This window comes from Streptomyces sp. NPDC046900, assembly GCF_040644975.1.
Classification (GTDB): Bacteria; Actinomycetota; Actinomycetes; order Streptomycetales; family Streptomycetaceae; genus Streptomyces.
In genome coordinates this window covers 278,233-296,065 of the sequence record NZ_JBEYXD010000002.1, presented here as the reverse complement: position 1 = coordinate 296,065, position 17,833 = coordinate 278,233, and the positions used below count along the sequence as shown (strand labels likewise).

The following is a 17,833-nucleotide window of genomic DNA, read 5'->3' as shown; positions in this document are numbered from 1 at the left end:
ACGAGGGCTTCCCCGCAGCCGGACAGCTCCCGCGCAACGCCATTGCCAGCACCTGCTTTTTCCTTCCGCACCGCCATCTCACAAGGACGTGAACCGACATGCGCAACCGCGCCAGAATCGCCGCTCTCGCCACGGCCGGCCTGCTCGCCGTCACCTCGCTCACCGCCTGCGCCAACGAAGCCTCCTCCACCGCGTCTTCCGGTTCCGGCAGCAAGGGCGACGGGAAGGGCGAGAAGGTCAAGATCATGGTCGGCGGCCTGGACAAGGTCATCTACATGCCCGCGATGCTCACCCAGCGGCTCGGCTACTTCGACGCCGAGGGTCTCGACGTGGAACTCCTGAGCGAGCCGGCGGGTGTGCAGGCCGAGACCGCGCTGGTCTCCGGCCAGGTCCAGGGAGCCGTGGGCTTCTACGACCACACACTCGACCTGCAGACCAAGGGCAAGCACGTCGAGTCCGTGGTGCAGTTCTCGCATGCGCCCGGTGAGGTCGAGATCGTCTCCGCCAAGGCCGAGAAGGACATCACGTCGCCCAAGGACTTCAAGGGCAGGAAACTCGGCATCACCGGCCTCGGATCCTCGACCGACTTCCTCACCAAGTACCTCGCGGTCAAGAACGGCGTCAACGTCAGCGACTTCAGCCCGGTCGCCGTCGGTGCCGGCCCGACGTTCGTGTCCGCCCTCCAGAAGGGCTCCATCGACGCCGGTATGACCACGGACCCGACGGTCGCCACGGTCCTGCAGAAGAAGCTCGGCAAGGTGCTCGTCGACATGCGGACGCCGCAGGGCTCCGAGGAGGCGCTCGGCGGTCCGTACCCGTCGTCAAGCCTCTACATGCAGACGGACTGGGTCAACAGCCACAAGGACACGGTCCAGAAGCTGGTCAACGCCTTTGTGAAGACCCTGAAGTGGATGTCCTCGCACAGCGCCGACGAGATCGCCGACAAGATGCCGGCCGACTACTCCCAGGGCGACAAGACGCTCTACGCGGACGCCATCAAGAGCACTCTTCCCATGTTCACGAAGGACGGCGTGATGCCGCAGAACGGTCCCGAGACCGTCGAGAAGGTCCTCAAGGCGTTCAACCCCAACATCAAGAACGCGACGATAGACCTCGGCAAGACGTACACCACCGAGTTCGTGGAGAAGGCCGCGGGCTGACCCGGACCGGCCGCACCTCAGACGCGGGTCGCCCAGACGTAGCGATGCTCCGGGCGGCCCGCGTCGCCGTATCTGAGGGTCAGTGTGGCCCGGCCGCTGTGCTCGAGGAGCTTCAGATAGCGCTGCGCGGTCTGGCGGCTCAGTCCGGTGCGTTCGGCGACCTCCTGGGCCGACAGCGGCCCGTCGGCGTGCATCAGGGCCCGGCGTACGAGATCCGCCGTGCTGGGGGAGTGTCCCTTGGGCAGTCCCGGTCCGGGACCTGCCGACAGGGCGCCGAAGATCCGGTCGACCTGAGCCTGTTCGGTCTCGCCTCCGCGGTCGAGGGTGCGGCGCAGTTCGGCGTACGCCTCCAGCTTGGCGCGCAGGCCCGCGAAGGAGAACGGTTTGACGAGGTACTGGAGCACGCCGTGCCGCATCGCCGCCTGCACGGTCCCGACGTCACGGGCGGCCGTCACCATGATCACGTCGGTCTCGTGGCCGCGCCGTCGCATCTCCCGGACGACGCCGAGCCCCGTGCCGTCCGGCAGGTAGTGGTCCATCAGCACCAGATCCAGGTGGGGCAGGGTCTCCAACCGGTCCAGCGCGGCGGCCGCGTTGTGCGCCTCGCCGACCACATGGAAGCCCGGGACCTTCCGCACGTATGCGGCGTTGACCCGTGCGACACGGGAGTCGTCGTCCACGACCAGAACTCCGATCGGCCGGGTCATCGGGACCCCTCCTCGGGGGTCCGCACGGTTGCGTCCGGGTCCGGAGACCCGTCGTCGGGCACCCGCGGAGCGTGGACCAGGGAGCGGCGGTCTCCCGCAGCGGGCCGCGGTGGCGGATCGGCCTCCTCGAGCGCTTCCGGCAGCACGACGGTGAACTCCGCGCCCCCGCCCTCCGCCTCGTCCACCCGGGCGATTCCCCCCTGGCGCTCGGCGAGACGACGCACCAGCGAGAGGCCGAGTCCGCGCTTGCCGTGGACGGGCGGCTGCTTGGTCGACCATCCGTCGGTGAAGACCAGCTCCCGCCGCTCGGCAGGGATTCCGGGGCCCGTGTCCCGCACCCTGAGGATCGCGGTGCGCCCCTCGGCGCGCAGTTCGATCTCCACGCGTGCGTGGGGCGTGCCGGCCACGGCGTCGAGCGCGTTGTCGACCAGGTTGCCGACGACGGTGACCAGTCCCCGCGGGTCGATCAACCGGTCCGGCAGCAATGTCCCGTCCGCGATCCACAGGGCCACGCCCCGCTCCGCGGCGACCGTGGCCTTGCCCACCAACAAGGCCGCGAGCAGCGGGTCGTGGATCTTCTCGGTGACCTGCTCGGAGGTGGCCCGGTGGTCGCCCACCACCTCTCCGACGAACTCCACGGCGTCGTCGTACATCTCCAGTTCGAGCAGTCCCAGGAGCGTGTGCATCCGGTTGGCGTGTTCGTGGTCCTGCGCGCGCAGGGCGTCGATGAGACCGCGCGTGGAGTCGAGTTCCCGGCCCAGCTGCTCCAGTTCGGTGCGGTCGCGCAGAGTGGCGACGGCACCTCCGTCGTCGGTCGGCATGCGGTTGGCGACCAGGACCCGGTGACCCCGCACGGTCAGCAGGTCGGTGCCGGTGACGCGTCCCGCCAGGACGTCCGTCGTACGGCCCTCACCGAGTGCCTCGTCGAGGGGCTTACCGACGACCTCGTCACCGATGCCCAGCAGACGCTGCGCCTCGTCGTTCACCAGCCGCATCCGGCCGGCCCGGTCCAGGGCGACGACGCCCTCCCTGATGCTGTGCAGCATCGCCTCCCGTTCGGCGAGCAGCGCCGAGATGTCGGAGAAGGCGAGGTCCCTGGTCTGCCGCTGGACCCTTCGGGAGACCAGGTACGCCGCCAGAGCGCCGATCGCGAGGGCCGCTCCGGCGTAGGCGAACAGCCCGGGTATCGCGTGGATCAGGCGGGCTCGCACGCTGTTGTACTCGATGCCCACCGACACCGCCCCGATGATCCTGCCGTGCGCGTCCCGCAGCGGCACCTTGCCGCGGGCCGAGCGGCCCAGGGTGCCTGTGTCGATCTGCAGGACGTCCCGGCCGGCCAGGGCCTCCCTCGGATCGGTCGAGACGACCTTGCCGATCTGCGAGAGGTCGGGGTGCGACCAGCGCACGCCCCTCATGTTCATCACCACGACGTACTCGGCGTTGCTGGCCTTGCGGATCCGCTCCGCCTCCGCCTGCACGGGCCCGTCCTTTGAGGGCAGCGTCGACTGGAGGTCCTCGGCGATCTGCGGCTGGGCCGCCGTGGTCTGCGCGATCGCGAGGGCCCGGCGCATCGCCTGGTCGTCCAGCAAACGGCCGAGCGGCGCCAGGAACAGCCCGGTGGCGAGCACCGCGACGCCCGCGGCGATGGCCACCTGCATCAGCAGGACCTGCGAGAACATCCGCCGCGGCATACCGAGGCGCAGTCGTCGTGCAGGGGGAGAGGGGCTCATGCGTACGACGGTACGGGGCCCGGCGCGCCCCGCCGTAGGGGGTGTGGCGTGGATCTCCTGCGGGGGCCCCGTGGGCCGGAGCCGGTTGTGAGCCGGCGCGACGGTCTCAGCAGCGCGCGGGGTCGGTGACGACCGCGGGGTGCAGTTCCCGTACGGACACGACGTCCATCCGGGCCGGCGAACCCAGTACCGAGCCGCAGCTCTCCGGGCGCGGCGGCAGCGAGCTGCCCTGGGCCACGAGGACGTGCCACAGCCGCCCGTCGGTGTGCGCGACGGTGACCTCCCAACGCGGTGCGTCCCCGTCGGTGCGGACGACGGTCAGCGCGTTAGCCGCGTACTCGTGGGCCGCCGTGCGCACCGCGAGTTCAGCGGCCTGCGCGGGGCGCTCCCAGGCGGAGCCGCCACGGCATCCCTCGACCACGACCCGCCCTTCTCGCACCCCCTGGAGGACCTCTTTGACATGCGGGGCCTGGGCCCGCCCGTACGCGTATCCGAACGGAAGGACGAGCACTGTGGGCGAGAAGCGGTGGCCCCCCAGGTGGGTGACCTCCCAGACGCCGTCGACTCCGGAGCCGGCCAGCTCGGCGGCGAGGGGACGGCCGAGCAGCGCGCAGCAGCGGTCCCGCTTGCCGTTGGTGCACACGAGGGCGAGCGGATCGCCTGTGTGGGGCCGCCCCCGAAAAATGTCGTCGAAGGTGTGCGGGTCGCCCATGCCGAGCGCCGTGAAGTCGAGGTCGAGCAACCGTTCGGGCGCGGAGGTCGTGGCGGCGTGCAGCCATACGTTTCCGGGAACGGTGTGGGCTACATACACCTGTCGTACGGACGGTTCGCCGCAGTCGGCGTGCCGGCCGGGTCGGCGGATGAGCGCGATCCGCACTCCGGTGCCGTCCGAGGCCGCCTCGAGGGCGCGGCCCAGCTCCGGGTCCAGGTGGCTCGAGGTGAGCGCCTTGGGTCCCCAGGGGCCGGACTGCTCCAGGAGCAGCCATGTCCTTGCGGTCGCCGCGGTCCCCGCGAGGGGCTCGTCGAGGTCCCGGGACGCGGTCGTGCACGTACTCACAGAGGTGAGCCTAACCTGACTTTGCCTGGGGTGACTTCCGCTACCGCGGACGGGGCGCGTTGGCGGCGCATCCAGGCGTGCGAAAGGGGCGCGCGGAGCACGTCGGCAGAGCGGAGAGCGAGCGGACGCGCAACGGCTCACTCGGGACGCGATTGCGGACACGGGCGCGCCGGGCTCAGCGGGGGAGCGGCTGCGGCGGACGCGCTCCCACGTAGCGTCCGCTCGGACGCATCCGCAGCGGGCGCTCCTCGTACTCCTCCAGGATGTGGGCGATCCAGCCCGCCGTACGCGCGACGGCGAAGACGGTCTCGCCCGCCGTGGCCTCCATGCCACACGCGACCGTGAGGACGGCGAGTGCCAGGTCGACATTGGCGTGCAGGGGCGTGTGGCGGGCCGTCGTGGCGACGACGTCCCGGGCCGCCGCCAGGGCCGGGCCCGCGGCCGGTACGTCCTCCAGGAGCGCGAACAGGGCACGTGCGCGTGGGTCCTCGCCGGGATACAGCCGGTGTCCGAGTCCGGGGACGCGGCGTCCGGTGCGCAGTTCGTCGGCGACCACCGGGGCCGCGGTGCCCCGGTCCAGGACGTCCAGCAGCAAGCGGTGCGCGAGGCTGCTGGCCGCACCGTGCAGGGGGCCCTCCAGAGCGCCGAGGCCGGCCGAGACGGCGGCGTACGGGTGCGCACGGGCGGACGCGGCGACACGGACCGCCAGGGTCGAGACGGCCAGGTCGTGGTCGACGAGCAGCCCGAGCGCCGTGTCGAGCACCCGAAGTGACGACTCGTCCGGGGTACGGCCGGTGAGCCGCCCCCACAGGCGCTCGGCGAGCGGGACCGGCTCGCGATGCGTGTGCCGCAGCGGGGGGAGGGCGGCGACCATGGTGGGGATCAGGGTGCGGGCGGCGCCGAGGACCGCGTCCGGTGACAGGTCGAAGCGCAGCGGATCCGCCGTGGCCGCCGCGATCGCGGCCACCCGCAGCCGGTCGGTGGGGCCGCTGTGCTCGGGCAGCGCGTGCACGGCGCGACGGGCCACGTCGACGGCCGTGTCCGGGGCGGTGAAGGTGATTCCGGGCCGCAGCCGTTCCGTCCACAGCCACTCGGCGATCTCCTCGTACGAGTGGCGCGCGGCCAGCTCGGTCGCGTCGACGCCGCGGAAGTAGTACCGGTCCTTGTCGATCAGGGTGATGCCTGTCCGGACCGAGAGCTCGCCGCCCGCAGGGAAACTCCCGCCCGGGTCACGTCTGTTGCGCCGCGCGAGTGCCCCGACCTCCTTGGCGTCGAAGGTGCTGCCACGGCCGCCCGGCTCGCGCCGGCTGCTGAGCTGGCCACGGCTCACATAGGCGTAGACGGTCTCGGGCTTCACGCCGAGCACCTCGGCCGCCTCCCTGGTGGTGAGCCGGGTTCCGTCCTGACCGTGAGCCGCTTCCTGATCCCTCATGGCCGCCACCGTATCCATGGATCGAATGTTGATTCAATCAATATTGACACCATATGAGTCAAGGATAGACAGTCGAGTCAAGTTGAGGGAGGAAACATGCCGATCAGCAGGGCCGCAGCCGCTTCCGTGGACGTGCCGCGAGGACTCGCGGGCGTCGTCGTCACCGATACCGCATTGGGTGACGTCAGGGGGCTGGAGGGCTTCTACCACTACCGCCAGTACTCGGCCGTCGAACTCGCGCAGACCCGCGGCTTCGAGGACGCCTGGCACCTGATGGTCCACGGCGAACTGCCGGACGCGGCACAGCGGTCCGCCTTCGCCGCGCGGACGGCGGAGCTGCGCCGGCTGCCCGAAGACGTACGGGCCGCGCTTCCCGCGGTGGCCGCGGCGAGCGGCGCCTCCGGCCCGCTGTCCGCACTGCGCACGGCGCTCTCCCTGCTCGGCGCGTCCAAGGGGTTCCGGCCGGTGTACGACATCGACGCGGACCAGCGCCGTGAGGACACGATCGCGGCGGCCGCGGCCGTCCCCACCCTGTTGACGGCGCTGTACCGGCTGGGCCGGGGGCTGGAGCCGGTCGAGCCGCGGCAGGACCTGCCGCATGCCGCGAACTACCTGTACATGCTGACGGGTTCGGAGCCGGACGCGGCGCACGCGAGGGCGGTCGAACAGTACTTGATCTCGACCATTGACCATGGATTCAATGCGTCAACCTTCACGGCGCGGGTCATCGCCTCGACCGGAGCGGACGTGGCGGCGGCCCTGGTCGGTGCCGTCGGCGCGCTGTCCGGACCGCTGCACGGCGGCGCGCCGAGCCGCGCCCTGGACACCCTCGATGCGATCGGCACGCCCGACCGTATCGACTCCTGGATCCGCGAGCGCGTTCTCGCGGGAGAGCGCATCATGGGATTCGGCCACCCCGTCTACCGTACGGAGGACCCGCGCTCCCGGATGCTCCGCGGTATCGCCGAGCGGTTCGGCGGCCCGCTGGTCGACTTCGCGATCGAGGTCGAGCGCCAGGTGGAGGCCATCCTGGCCGAACTGAAGCCCGGCCGTGAGCTCCATACGAACGTGGAGTTCTATGCGGGCGTGGTGATGGAACTCTGCGGGCTCCCGCGCGAGATGTTCACCCCGACCTTCGCGACGGCCCGGGTGGTCGGCTGGAGCGCCAACCTCCTGGAACAGGCGGAGGACCCGAAGATCATCCGCCCGGCCGCCCGGTACGTGGGGCCGGTGCCACCGGTGGCGGTGCCGGCCGCCTGACGAGGGCGCAGGAGCCTGGTGCGGACGGCATCGGACGAAGCACATGCCCGGGCCTGGTGCAGACGGCACCGAAGCCCGGGCACGGAACTGGCGGAGCGCCTGTCGACTATGCGTCCGGAATATCGGCTTTCGCCCTGACGAGGGTTTCCCGGCTCACGATGACGATGCGCTCGTAGTCAGCGCGCGCAGCGTCGGCGGGTAGCTCGCTCTCCAGGGTGGCCGTGGCCTCGGTCCCAATGACGGCGAAGTTGCCGTCACTGAGCTCGAAGATGTCCGGACAGGTCTCGCCGGACAGACTGCCCCGTTCGCGGGGGGACGCACCGATGCGGCGCACGATTTTCAAGGGAACCCCGATCCTCAAGTTTCAGGAGTGAAAAACGGGGACAGATTAGCTCACAGTCAAGTGGAACACGTGTTCGCCCTTCGTCCAACTGGCCGTAGCCCGGGCGGCGTTGGATGTCTCGGAGCTTGCTCCCACCCGCAGTGTTGGGAGCGTAAGACTTAGCTCTGACTGGCCGGAGGTTCACCCACGACCCACCACTCTTCCGTGTCTGCTTCGTCAAGATCGTGGATGAGTGTGTCCATCATCTGGCCTACACGGGCTTCCCCGGACTCCGCCTTGAGGCTGGCGCGGTGGTGCCGTGTGGCCTCCCAGTACTCGCGGAAGATCGCGTTCTGGCAGATGACCCGGAGATGGCCATGGAGTTCCTCCAGATCGACCACCCCCACCCGGTAGGCGAGAAGTGCGTTGGTGTACATCGCGTTGGCGAACAAGTACTGCCGGCGCCGTGTGGGGTCCACTTCCTCGATCGTGCTCATCACCGCGGCCAGATCGGGGTCGCTCAGTGCCTTGTCCAGAAGGTATGACTGCAGCCGCTGCTGCTCGGCCAGCCGTGCTTCGCGGCGGTCGTTCTGCTCGGTTCGTTCGATCCGCAGGCGCAGTTCCTCGTATCGCAGTTGCTGGACGGCCACGGCGACCACCAGGCCTACCGCGAACCCGAGCCCCGCTGCGGCTGCGGCACTCAGCCCCCTCGTCCCGTGCTTCTGTGTGACCATGCCAACCCCCGAATCAGGCGACCGTCCGCCGGTCGTCGGGTGCGGGTCGCTGATGGGGACCGGCGAGCGATGGGCGGCGCGCTTGCCGCCTCCCAGGGTGCCGAGCGGCTCTGATCGGCGGGGAGGCGGAGAGGAGGCGCACGGGGGGAAGTACGGGTCGCGCGTCCCGGCGCCATGCTGAACGTGTGCCCCGCGAGCGCCGCTAACAATCGTTCACTTCGCTGCGTATCGGCCCACTCGTATCCTGGGTCGGCATTCAATCCTCGTACGAGAGCCGACCCGATCCTGCGAAAGCCGGTCCGTGAGCCGTCCTCGTACACCCGCCGGTACGCGATCCGGCGCACGCAACGGTGTGAGAAAGGGCGCGCGGTGAGCCGGTCGTCGAGTTCGCAGCAGATTCCGGTCGTCGTACTCGCCGGATTCCTGGGCTCGGGAAAGACCACCCTGCTCAACCACCTTCTCCACCACAGCGGGGGCAGCCGGATCGGCGCCGTCGTCAACGACTTCGGGGACATCGAGATCGATGCGATGGCCGTCGCCGGGGCCCTCGGGGACTCCACCGTGTCCCTGGGCAACGGCTGTCTCTGCTGCGCCGTCGACGCCAACGAACTCGACCTCTACCTGGACCGTCTGGCCCAGCCCTCCACCGGCATCGACGTCATCGTGATCGAGGCCAGCGGGCTCGCCGAACCCCAGGAACTCGTCCGCATGGTGCTGGCCAGCGAGCAGCCGCGCGTCGTCTACGGCGGACTCGTCGAGGTCGTCGACGCGGTCGAGTTCGACGCCACGCGCGAGAAGCATCCCGAACTCGACCGCCATCTCGCCCTCGCCGATCTAGTCGTCGTCAGCAAGACCGACCGCGCCGACGACAGCGAGCGGGTGCTTCGGCGGGTGCAGTCGCTGGCCGAGCGTGCCGCCGTCGTCCCGGCCGTCCACGGGCGCCTCGATCCTGAATTCCTGTTCGATTGCCGACCGGTCGAGGAACGGATCGGGCAGCTGTCCTTCGACGACCTCCACCGGCACGACGACGAACACGGGAACGACAGCCCGCACCACACCCATCTGCACACCGGATACGACAGCCTCTCCTACCGTTCCGGCGTACCCATGAACCCGAGGCGGCTGCTGGAGTTCCTCGACAGCAGGCCGGAGGGCCTCTACAGGATCAAGGGGTACGTCGACTTCGGCGCCGCCGATCCGCGCAACCGGTACGCCGTGCACGCGGTGGGGCGGTTTCTGCGGTTCTACCCCGAGGCATGGAAGGCCGGCGACGAGCGGCTCACCCAGCTCGTCCTCATCGGGTCCGGCATCGACACCGCCGCCCTGCGCAAGGAGCTCGAGGCGTGCACGGACAACGCCCCACACGCCGACGAGCACGGCATGTGGGGCGTTCTTCGCTACGTCCAGGACAAGGAGGCCGAGGCTCCCGCGCGCCCCGGCGACCTCGAAGGCTGACTACATCGGTCCCGCCACCACCGAGACCGTCTTTTGCAGCGACACACCCGAGCCGTCGCGCCGCGGGTCGATCTCCGGCAGCTCGGCCGGTGTGCCGTTCTTCTGCGCCGCCCGCGCCGGGGTAGCGCCCGCCCAGGCGAACGACAGGCAGTCCTCGCCCTTCAGGAACCGCTGGCAGCGCACACCGCCGGTGGCCCGGCCCTTGCGCGGGTACTGGTCGAACGGGGTCATCTTGGCGGTCGTCTGGACCGAGTCGTCCAGCGTGCCGCGCGAGCCGGCGACTGTGAACACGACCGCGTCCACCGCCGGGTCCACCGCCGTGAAGGAGATCACCTTCGCACCGTCCGACAGCTTGATACCCGCCATGCCGCCCGCGGGCCGGCCCTGCGGTCGCACCTGGGACGCGGGGAAGCGCAGCAGCTGGGCGTCGTCCGTGATGAAGACCAGGTCCTCCTCGCCCGTGCGCAGCTCGATCGCGCCGACGATCCGGTCGCCCTCCTTGAGGGTGATGACCTCCAACTCCTCCTTGTTGGCGGGGTAGTCGGGGACCACACGCTTGACCACGCCCTGTTCCGTGCCGAGCGCGAGGCCCTGGGAGGACTCGTCCAGCGTCGTCAGGCAGACCACCGTCTCGTCCGCCTCCAGGGAGACGAACTCCGAGACCGGGGCGCCCCCGGACAGGCTCGGCCGGGTCGCCGTCTCCGGCAGCTGCGGGAGGTCGATCACGTTCAGCCGCAGCAGCCGCCCGGTGGACGTCACCGCGCCCACCTCGCCACGTGCCGTCGCCGCGACCGCGGAGACGATCACGTCGTGCTTGGCGCGCCTGCCGTCGGTGTCCTCCTCGAACGGGTCGCCGTTCGCCGTGCGCGCCAGCAGGCCCGTCGACGACATCAGCACCCGGCACGGGGCGTCCTCGACCTGGAGCGACACCGTCGGCGCCGGGGCACCGGAGGACTCCAGCAGGACCGTGCGCCGCTCGGTGCCGAACTTCTTGGCCACCGCGGCCAGTTCCGTGGAGACCAGCTTGCGCAGCTCCGCGTCGGACTCGAGGATCCGGGTCAGTTCCGCGATCTCGGCGTTGAGCCGTTCCTTCTCCGCCTCGAGCTCGATGCGGTCGTACTTCGTCAGGCGGCGCAGCGGGGTGTCGAGGATGTACTGCGTCTGGACCTCGCTCAGCGAGAAGCGCTCCATCAGGCGCTCCTTGGCCTGTGCGGAGTTGTCGCTGGACCGGATCAGGCGGATGACCTCGTCGATGTCCACCAGGGCCGTGAGGAGGCCCTCGACCAGGTGGAGCCGGTCGCGCCGCTTTCCGCGGCGGTACTCCGAGCGGCGCCGGACGACCTCGAAGCGGTGGTCGAGGTAGACCTCCAGCAACTCCTTGAGGCCCAGCGTGAGCGGCTGGCCGTCGACCAGCGCCACGTTGTTGATGCCGAAGGACTCCTCCATCGGGGTCAGCTTGTAGAGCTGCTCCAGCACGGCCTCCGGCACGAAGCCGTTCTTGATCTCGATGACCAGGCGCAGCCCGTGCTCGCGGTCGGTGAGGTCCTTGACGTCGGCGATGCCCTGGAGCTTCTTCGAGCCGACCAGGTCCTTGATCTTGGCGATCACCTTCTCGGGACCGACCGTGAAGGGAAGCTCGGTGACGACCAGGCCCTTGCGGCGCGCCGTCACGCTGTCCACCGACACCGTGGCACGGATCCTGAAGGTGCCACGGCCCGTCTCGTACGCGTCCCGGATGCCCGAGAGGCCGACGATCCGGCCGCCGGTGGGCAGGTCGGGGCCCGGGACGTGCTTCATCAGGGTGTCCAGGTCCGCGTTCGGGTGGCGGATCAGGTGGCGGGCGGCCGAGATGACCTCGCCGAGGTTGTGCGGCGGCATGTTCGTGGCCATGCCGACCGCGATGCCGGAGGCGCCGTTGACCAGGAGGTTCGGGAAGGCGGCCGGGAGGGCCTCGGGCTCCTGCTCCTGGCCGTCGTAGTTGGGTGCGAAGTCGACCGTGTCCTCGTCGATCGACTCTGTCATCAGGCTCGTCGCCTCGGCCATCCGGCACTCGGTGTACCGCATGGCGGCCGGCGGGTCGTCGTTGCCCAGCGAGCCGAAGTTGCCGTGGCCGTCGACCAGGGGGACGCGCATCGAGAAGGGCTGGGCCATGCGCACCAGGGCGTCGTAGATCGACGCGTCGCCGTGCGGGTGCAGCTTGCCCATGACCTCGCCGACGACACGGGCGCACTTCACATAGCCGCGCTCGGGACGCAGGCCCATCTCGTTCATCTGGTAGACGATGCGCCGGTGCACCGGCTTGAGGCCGTCGCGTGCGTCGGGCAGGGCTCGGGAGTAGATGACCGAGTACGCGTACTCCAGGAAGGAGCCCTGCATCTCGTCGACGACGTCGATGTCGAGGATTCTCTCCTCGTACGCGTCGTCGGGCGGCGGGGTCTTCGTGCTGCGGCGGGCCATCGCTGCCGGCTCCTTCACAGTCTGCGCGGGGCATGAACGAAACTGACGGGGACCATTGTGGACCGCCGCACCGACAACCCCGACCAGTACCCGTCCCCAAGGGCCTCCGGACCCGGCAGCGGGTGTCCGCGGGCCGCCGTCGCGGCCGTCCCGCGGTGCCGGACGGACCGCGTCAATGGTGCATTCGTTCGTCTACCCTCCGTAATCACGGTCTCGCTCTCGGCGTACGACACACGGGAACTTGTCCACTGGTCCGCACGCTTGCATACAGTGACAGGACCGGCAGGAAACCGCGGTTTTCCGCGACGGCTTCCGCGAGCGAAGGGATGTACATGCCCATGGGTCACACGGCCACAGCCGAGGCAGGCTCCGGGGGCCTGACAGCGACCGAGCACCGCCTGGCCAACGGGCTGCGCGTGGTGCTCTCCGAGGACCATCTGACCCCGGTCGCGGCGGTGTGCCTCTGGTACGACGTCGGCTCGCGTCACGAGGTCGAGGGCCGCACCGGTCTCGCCCACCTTTTCGAGCACCTGATGTTCCAGGGCTCGGGCCAGGTCAGGGGCAACGGCCACTTCGAACTGATCCAGGGCGCCGGCGGCTCGCTGAACGGCACCACCAGCTTCGAGCGCACCAACTACTTCGAGACCATGCCCACCCACCAGCTGGAGCTCGCCCTCTGGCTCGAGGCCGACCGCATGGGCTCGCTGCTCGCCGCCCTGGACGACGAGTCCATGGAGAACCAGCGCGATGTGGTGAAGAACGAGCGCCGCCAGCGCTACGACAACGTCCCCTACGGCACGGCGTTCGAGAAGCTGACCGCGCTCGCCTACCCGGAGGGCCACCCGTACCACCACACGCCGATCGGGTCGATGGCGGACCTGGACGCGGCCACCCTGGAGGACGCGCGGGCCTTCTTCCGCACGTACTACGCGCCCAACAACGCCGTGCTCTCGGTCGTCGGTGACATCGATCCCCAGCAGACGCTCGCCTGGATCGAGAAGTACTTCGGGTCCATCGCCTCCCACGACGGCAAGCCCGAGCCGCGCGACGGCTCGCTGCCCGACGTCATCGGCGAGCAGCTGCGCGAGGTCGTCGAGGAGGAGGTCCCGGCGCGCGCCCTGATGGCCGCCTACCGGCTTCCGCAGGACGGTACGCGCGCGTGCGACGCGGCCGACCTGGCCCTCACCATCCTCGGCGGCGGCGAGTCCTCCCGCCTGTACAACCGGCTCGTCCGGCGCGACCGTACCGCCGTCGCCGCCGGATTCGGCCTGCTGCGGCTGGCCGGAGCGCCCTCGCTGGGCTGGCTGGACGTGAAGACGTCCGGTGACGTCGAGGTGCCCGTCATCGAGGCGGCCATCGACGAGGAGCTCGCCCGGTTCGCCGAGGAGGGCCCCACGGACGAGGAAATGGAGCGCGCCCAGGCCCAGTTGGAGCGCGAGTGGCTGGACCGGCTGGGCACGGTCGCGGGCCGCGCCGACGAACTGTGCCGGTACGCCGTGCTGTTCGGCGACCCGCAGCTCGCCCTGACCGCCGTCGGGCGCGTGCTCGAGGTCACGCCCCAGGAGGTGCAGGAGGCCGCCCAGGCCCGGCTGCGGCCGGACAACCGCGCGGTGCTCGTGTACGAGCCGGTCGCGGCCCAGGCCGAGACCCCGGAAGGCGCCGAAACCACCGACGAGACCGAGGAGTCGGCGAAGTGACCGAGCTCGCGACCATGGACTTCCATCCGCAGCCCCAGCCCGGCGAGGCCCGGCCCTGGGCGTTCCCGGCGCCCGAGCGCGGCACGCTCGGCAACGGCCTGACGGTACTGCGCTGCCACCGCCCCGGCCAGCAGGTCGTCGCCGTCGAGGTGCTCCTCGACGCGCCCCTGGACGCCGAGCCGGCCGGCCTCGACGGCGTCGCCACGATCATGGCGCGTGCCTTCTCGGAAGGCACCGACAAGCACTCCGCCGAGGAGTTCGCCGCCGAGCTGGAGCGCTGCGGCGCCACCCTCGACTCGCACGCCGACCACCCCGGCGTCCGCCTCTCCCTGGAAGTGCCCGCCTCCCGTCTCTCGAAGGCGCTCGGGCTGCTCGCCGACGCCCTGCGGTCGCCGGCGTTCGCGGACAGCGAGGTGGAGCGCCTGGTGCGCAACCGCCTCGACGAGATCCCGCACGAGATCGCCAATCCTGCCCGGCGCGCCGCCAAGGAACTGTCCAAGGAGCTGTTCCCGGCGTCCTCACGGATGTCGCGCCCGCGCCAGGGCACCGAGGAGACGGTCCAGGGCATCGATGCCGCCGCCGTCCGCGCCTTCTACGACCGGCATGTGCGCCCGGCGACGGCCACCGCCGTCGTGGTCGGCGACCTCACCGGGCTCGACCTCGACGCGCTTCTCGGGGAGACCCTCGGCGCCTGGACCGGCGCACCCGCCAAGCCGCGCCCCGTGCCCCCGGTGACCGCCGAGGACACCGGTCGCGTGATCATCGTGGACCGCCCCGGGGCGGTCCAGACGCAGCTGCTGATCGGCCGCGTGGGCGCCGACCGCCACGACCGGGTGTGGCCCGCCCAGGTGCTCGGCACCTACTGCCTCGGCGGCACCCTCACCTCGCGTCTGGACCGGGTCCTGCGCGAGGAGAAGGGCTACACGTACGGAGTGCGGGCGTTCGGCCAGGTGCTGCGCTCCGCGCCCGACGGCACGGGTGCCGCGATGCTCGCCATCAGCGGCTCCGTCGACACGCCGAACACCGGCCCGGCGCTCGACGACCTCTGGAAGGTGCTGCGCACGCTCGCCGCCGAGGGGCTGACCGACGCCGAGCGGGACGTCGCCGTGCAGAACCTGGTGGGTGTCGCGCCGCTCAAGTTCGAGACCGCGGCGGCCGTCGCGAGCACGCTGGCCGACCAGGTCGAGCAGCACCTCCCGGACGACTACCAGGCGAGGCTGTACCAGGCGCTGTCGGCCACGGGCACGGTGGAGGCCACGGCCGCCGTCGTGAACGCGTTCCCGGTCGACCGGCTGGTGACCGTCCTGGTGGGCGACGCGGCGGCGATCGAGGAGCCCGTCAAGGCGCTGGGTATCGGCGAAGTGAGCGTCGTACGGGCCGAGTAGAGCGACGCCGCGCGCCCGCGAGGCGCAACCCCGTGCGATCGCGACGTGGTTGAAAGACGGGCGCGCGTCGCACGGCGGGGACAAGAGGGCCCTGGTGCCTCTTCCGGCACCAGGGCCCCACTTGTGTGCTGTTTGTCCGTATTGCCATAGAGGTTGCCTCTCTGCCCTGTGGGATGCACTACAAACGCTCTGTTCGGTTTGGTGATTGAAAGACCGTCCTCTTAGCGTCTCTCAGGCTGTCCGTCGGACAGTGCGTCGCACCCGCGGCGCCGGACAGCCATCGCCGAGTCCCCGTACGGCGCGAGCCAGGGGAGCCGGGGACCCACCTTTCGTGGCCGCCTACGCGGCCGACGGAGCCCGCTGTCGCCGCCCTCGTGGCCTGGCGGGCACAAGTCCCTGGGGTGAATCGGGCACACGCCCGTAGGAGACCTTCCTGCTCCGAACCCGTCAGCTAACCCGGTAGGCGAGAAGGAAGGAAAGGACCAGCCACTTCATGGCGTTCACCTGCGCCACCGGGAAGCACCGGCGGCCGAGCCGCGTCATGCGCACGACCACCAACGCCGTGGGCGTCGCGGCGCTCACCACCACCGGTGTCATCGGCGCTCTGACCACTCCGGCGCTCGCCGCCGGCGACCCCGTCCAGCAGACCGGCCTGATGCAGGCCGTCACCCTCGGCGACTCGGTCGCCCAGAAGATCGACGCACAGGCCGCCGCCCAGAGGCAGGCCGCGGAGCAGAAGAAGGCCGAGCAGGCGGCGCGTGTGCGTGCCACGGTGAAGGCCGCGCAGGAGCGCGAGGCCAAGGAGCGCGCCGCCCGCGAGGCCGAGCGCCGGCGCCTGAACGCGTATGTGGCGCCGATCTCCCACTCGTATGTCTCGACCGGCTACAAGACCGGCGGCTCCCTGTGGTCGTCCGGCACCCACACCGGCATCGACTTCCACGCCGGGACCGGCACGCCCGTGCACGCGGTCGGCTCCGGCACCGTCGTCGAGACGGGCTGGGGCGGTGCGTACGGCAACCAGATCGTCATCAAGATGAACGACGGCACCTACACGCAGTACGGCCACCTGTCGTCGATCGGTGTCTTCGTGGGCGAGACGGTCACTCCGGGCCGGCAGATCGGCCTGTCCGGGGCCACCGGCAATGTCACCGGGCCGCACCTGCACTTCGAGGCCCGTACATCCCCGGAGTACGGCTCGGACATCGACCCGGTCGCCTATCTGCGGTCGCACGGCGTGAACGTCTGACGACCCGCCCGAAGCAGGCGCGCACCCTTGGAAGGCCCCGGCTCAGCAGCCGGGGCCTTCCTCTTTCGAACTGCTGTCTGTCCAAAAAATATCCATGGATTCCGGCCCGCGGTCGGAAATTCCGGTCCGCTGCAATAGAGTCGGTTGAACACGTCAATCGGCGACGTTTCGCGGGGATTAAGGCGGAGGTCGGGCATGCGTATTCCGGCGCACTCGGTATGCACGGCGATCCGTGATGACATCGTCGCGGGTGTCTACGAGCGCGGCAGCCGGCTCACCGAGGAGCTTCTCGCGCGCCGGTACGGCGTCTCCCGCGTCCCCGTGCGCGAGGCGCTGCGCACGCTGGAGGCCGAGGGGTTCGTCGTGACCCGCAGGCACGCGGGCGCGTGCGTGGCGGAGCCCACCGAACAGGAGGCCGCCGACCTGCTGGAGATGCGGATGCTGCTGGAGCCGCTGAGTGCCGCGCGGGCCGCGCAGCGCCGCACCGAGGCCCATCTCAAGGTGCTGCGCGGCCTGGTCAGACTGGGTCAGGAGCGGGCCAGGAAGGGCGGCAGCGAAGATCTGCGCTCCCTGGGCGGCTGGTTCCACGAGACGCTGGCGCAGGCCTGCGGAAGCCCCGCGCTGACCTCCACGCTGGCCCAGCTGCGGCACAAGATCTCTTGGATGTACGCGGTCGAGGCACCGGCCGGCCCGGTGGAGTCCTGGGCGGAGCACGGCGGCATCGTGGACGCCGTCGCACGCGGGGACAGCGAGCGGGCGCGGGCCATCACGGCCGTGCACACCGAGCGTGCGACCGCGGCACACCGGCTGCGCATTCCCGGCACGACGGACCGGGCGGAGCGCGTGAGGACTTCGCAACATGCCGTAAACATGTCGGGACTGCGTCATTAACATGGGCGACGTATACAAAGAGAGAGATATTCGGCAGGGACTTATTCAAGCTGCCTTTTTCCGCGCGCACGGAAATCCGGTGCGTGCGATATCTGTGCGACTTGCGCGCTATTTGATGTGACCTGCCGAATTTCCTGCGCGGCCGGAGGCGGTGCGGGGGCGGCATGGTTGTGGAACACCGCACCGGGTGACCGTGCGAGGGTGCCTCGCGCACGATGGCGGCCGCTCGGCCGGGACCGGGGTCTGGGCGCCCGGTGAGGGCAAGCCCGAGAAGCCGCGCAGACGGGTGCCGTGAACGGG

At 70.4% G+C, this 17,833-nt stretch carries 14 protein-coding genes and 1 riboswitch; of the genes, 7 read left to right on the top strand and 7 right to left on the bottom strand.

All coding sequences use genetic code 11. From position 1 onward, the window contains the following. Positions 1 to 98 precede the first annotated feature (98 nt). Entirely contained in the window at positions 99 to 1,160 is a 1,062-nt protein-coding gene (locus ABZ904_RS03470; protein WP_359394542.1) for an ABC transporter substrate-binding protein, read from the top strand. A 17-nt stretch (positions 1,161 to 1,177) separates the two neighbouring features. On the opposite strand, the gene ABZ904_RS03465 is transcribed toward ABZ904_RS03470, so the two are convergent. From ABZ904_RS03465 to ABZ904_RS03450, 4 genes are all read right to left on the bottom strand, one after another. Next, entirely contained in the window at positions 1,178 to 1,867 is a 690-nt protein-coding gene (locus ABZ904_RS03465) for a response regulator (RefSeq protein ID WP_361820884.1), read from the bottom strand. After that, positions 1,864 to 3,597: a sensor histidine kinase gene (locus tag ABZ904_RS03460; protein ID WP_361820881.1), complete on the bottom strand. Its 1,734-nt coding sequence runs from the start codon at positions 3,595 to 3,597 to the stop codon at positions 1,864 to 1,866. The genes ABZ904_RS03465 and ABZ904_RS03460 overlap by 4 nt, the downstream gene beginning before the upstream one ends. Positions 3,598 to 3,703: 106 nt before the next feature. Then, positions 3,704 to 4,654: a sucrase/ferredoxin-like family protein gene (locus tag ABZ904_RS03455; RefSeq protein WP_360989678.1), complete on the bottom strand. Its 951-nt coding sequence runs from the start codon at positions 4,652 to 4,654 to the stop codon at positions 3,704 to 3,706. A 175-nt stretch (positions 4,655 to 4,829) separates the two neighbouring features. Then, positions 4,830 to 6,086 (bottom strand): citrate synthase family protein, encoded by a 1,257-nt coding sequence (locus tag ABZ904_RS03450; RefSeq protein WP_361820878.1) that lies wholly within the window; start codon positions 6,084 to 6,086, stop codon positions 4,830 to 4,832. 96 nt (positions 6,087 to 6,182) lie between these two features. On the opposite strand from ABZ904_RS03450, the gene ABZ904_RS03445 reads away from it, so the two are divergent. Then, positions 6,183 to 7,346 carry a citrate synthase gene (locus ABZ904_RS03445; protein WP_359394554.1) on the top strand — a complete coding sequence of 388 codons (1,164 nt, stop codon included), beginning with the start codon at positions 6,183 to 6,185 and terminating at the stop codon, positions 7,344 to 7,346. A gap of 106 nt (positions 7,347 to 7,452) precedes the next feature. Here the strand turns inward: ABZ904_RS03445 and ABZ904_RS03440 are convergent, their stop codons facing one another. Further along, positions 7,453 to 7,689 carry a hypothetical protein gene (locus tag ABZ904_RS03440; RefSeq protein ID WP_359394556.1) on the bottom strand — a complete coding sequence of 79 codons (237 nt, stop codon included), beginning with the start codon at positions 7,687 to 7,689 and terminating at the stop codon, positions 7,453 to 7,455. A 158-nt stretch (positions 7,690 to 7,847) separates the two neighbouring features. Next, the gene (locus ABZ904_RS03435; protein WP_361820875.1) at positions 7,848 to 8,402 is read right to left on the bottom strand and encodes a DUF6082 family protein; all 555 of its coding nucleotides are present in this window, start codon (positions 8,400 to 8,402) and stop codon (positions 7,848 to 7,850) included. Positions 8,403 to 8,771: 369 nt separating this feature from the next. Between ABZ904_RS03435 and ABZ904_RS03430 the strand changes: the two genes are divergently transcribed. After that, a complete protein-coding gene (locus ABZ904_RS03430) occupies positions 8,772 to 9,857 on the top strand; it encodes a GTP-binding protein (protein WP_361820872.1) in 1,086 nt (361 codons plus the stop codon). Here the strand turns inward: ABZ904_RS03430 and ABZ904_RS03425 are convergent, their stop codons facing one another. Further along, complete coding sequence (locus ABZ904_RS03425; protein WP_359394563.1) at positions 9,858 to 12,314, bottom strand: DNA topoisomerase IV subunit A; 2,457 nt, start codon at positions 12,312 to 12,314, stop codon at positions 9,858 to 9,860. A gap of 332 nt (positions 12,315 to 12,646) precedes the next feature. On the opposite strand from ABZ904_RS03425, the gene ABZ904_RS03420 reads away from it, so the two are divergent. From ABZ904_RS03420 to ABZ904_RS03405, 4 genes are all read left to right on the top strand, one after another. Continuing rightward, positions 12,647 to 14,011 (top strand): pitrilysin family protein, encoded by a 1,365-nt coding sequence (locus ABZ904_RS03420; protein ID WP_360989688.1) that lies wholly within the window; start codon positions 12,647 to 12,649, stop codon positions 14,009 to 14,011. Then, positions 14,008 to 15,396 carry a pitrilysin family protein gene (locus ABZ904_RS03415; RefSeq protein ID WP_359394568.1) on the top strand — a complete coding sequence of 463 codons (1,389 nt, stop codon included), beginning with the start codon at positions 14,008 to 14,010 and terminating at the stop codon, positions 15,394 to 15,396. The genes ABZ904_RS03420 and ABZ904_RS03415 overlap by 4 nt, the downstream gene beginning before the upstream one ends. Positions 15,397 to 15,667: 271 nt before the next feature. Then, positions 15,668 to 15,876: riboswitch (cyclic di-AMP (ydaO/yuaA leader) on the top strand. 13 nt (positions 15,877 to 15,889) lie between these two features. Continuing rightward, complete coding sequence (locus ABZ904_RS03410; RefSeq protein ID WP_359394570.1) at positions 15,890 to 16,642, top strand: M23 family metallopeptidase; 753 nt, start codon at positions 15,890 to 15,892, stop codon at positions 16,640 to 16,642. Positions 16,643 to 16,837: 195 nt separating this feature from the next. Further along, positions 16,838 to 17,533 (top strand): GntR family transcriptional regulator, encoded by a 696-nt coding sequence (locus ABZ904_RS03405; protein ID WP_360989693.1) that lies wholly within the window; start codon positions 16,838 to 16,840, stop codon positions 17,531 to 17,533. Positions 17,534 to 17,833: the final 300 nt, after the last annotated feature.

Excerpts from the sequence above, each read along its gene's own strand:
- ABZ904_RS03470 (WP_359394542.1), top strand. The coding sequence starts at position 99 with ATGCGCAACCGCGCCAGAATCGCCGCTCTCGCCACGGCCGGCCTGCTC.
- ABZ904_RS03465 (WP_361820884.1), bottom strand. The coding sequence starts at position 1,867 with ATGACCCGGCCGATCGGAGTTCTGGTCGTGGACGACGACTCCCGTGTC.
- ABZ904_RS03460 (WP_361820881.1), bottom strand. The coding sequence starts at position 3,597 with ATGAGCCCCTCTCCCCCTGCACGACGACTGCGCCTCGGTATGCCGCGG.
- ABZ904_RS03450 (WP_361820878.1), bottom strand. The coding sequence starts at position 6,086 with ATGAGGGATCAGGAAGCGGCTCACGGTCAGGACGGAACCCGGCTCACC.
- ABZ904_RS03445 (WP_359394554.1), top strand. The coding sequence starts at position 6,183 with ATGCCGATCAGCAGGGCCGCAGCCGCTTCCGTGGACGTGCCGCGAGGA.
- ABZ904_RS03435 (WP_361820875.1), bottom strand. The coding sequence starts at position 8,402 with ATGGTCACACAGAAGCACGGGACGAGGGGGCTGAGTGCCGCAGCCGCA.
- ABZ904_RS03425 (WP_359394563.1), bottom strand. The coding sequence starts at position 12,314 with ATGGCCCGCCGCAGCACGAAGACCCCGCCGCCCGACGACGCGTACGAG.
- ABZ904_RS03420 (WP_360989688.1), top strand. The coding sequence starts at position 12,647 with ATGCCCATGGGTCACACGGCCACAGCCGAGGCAGGCTCCGGGGGCCTG.
- ABZ904_RS03410 (WP_359394570.1), top strand. The coding sequence starts at position 15,890 with ATGGCGTTCACCTGCGCCACCGGGAAGCACCGGCGGCCGAGCCGCGTC.
- ABZ904_RS03405 (WP_360989693.1), top strand. The coding sequence starts at position 16,838 with ATGCGTATTCCGGCGCACTCGGTATGCACGGCGATCCGTGATGACATC.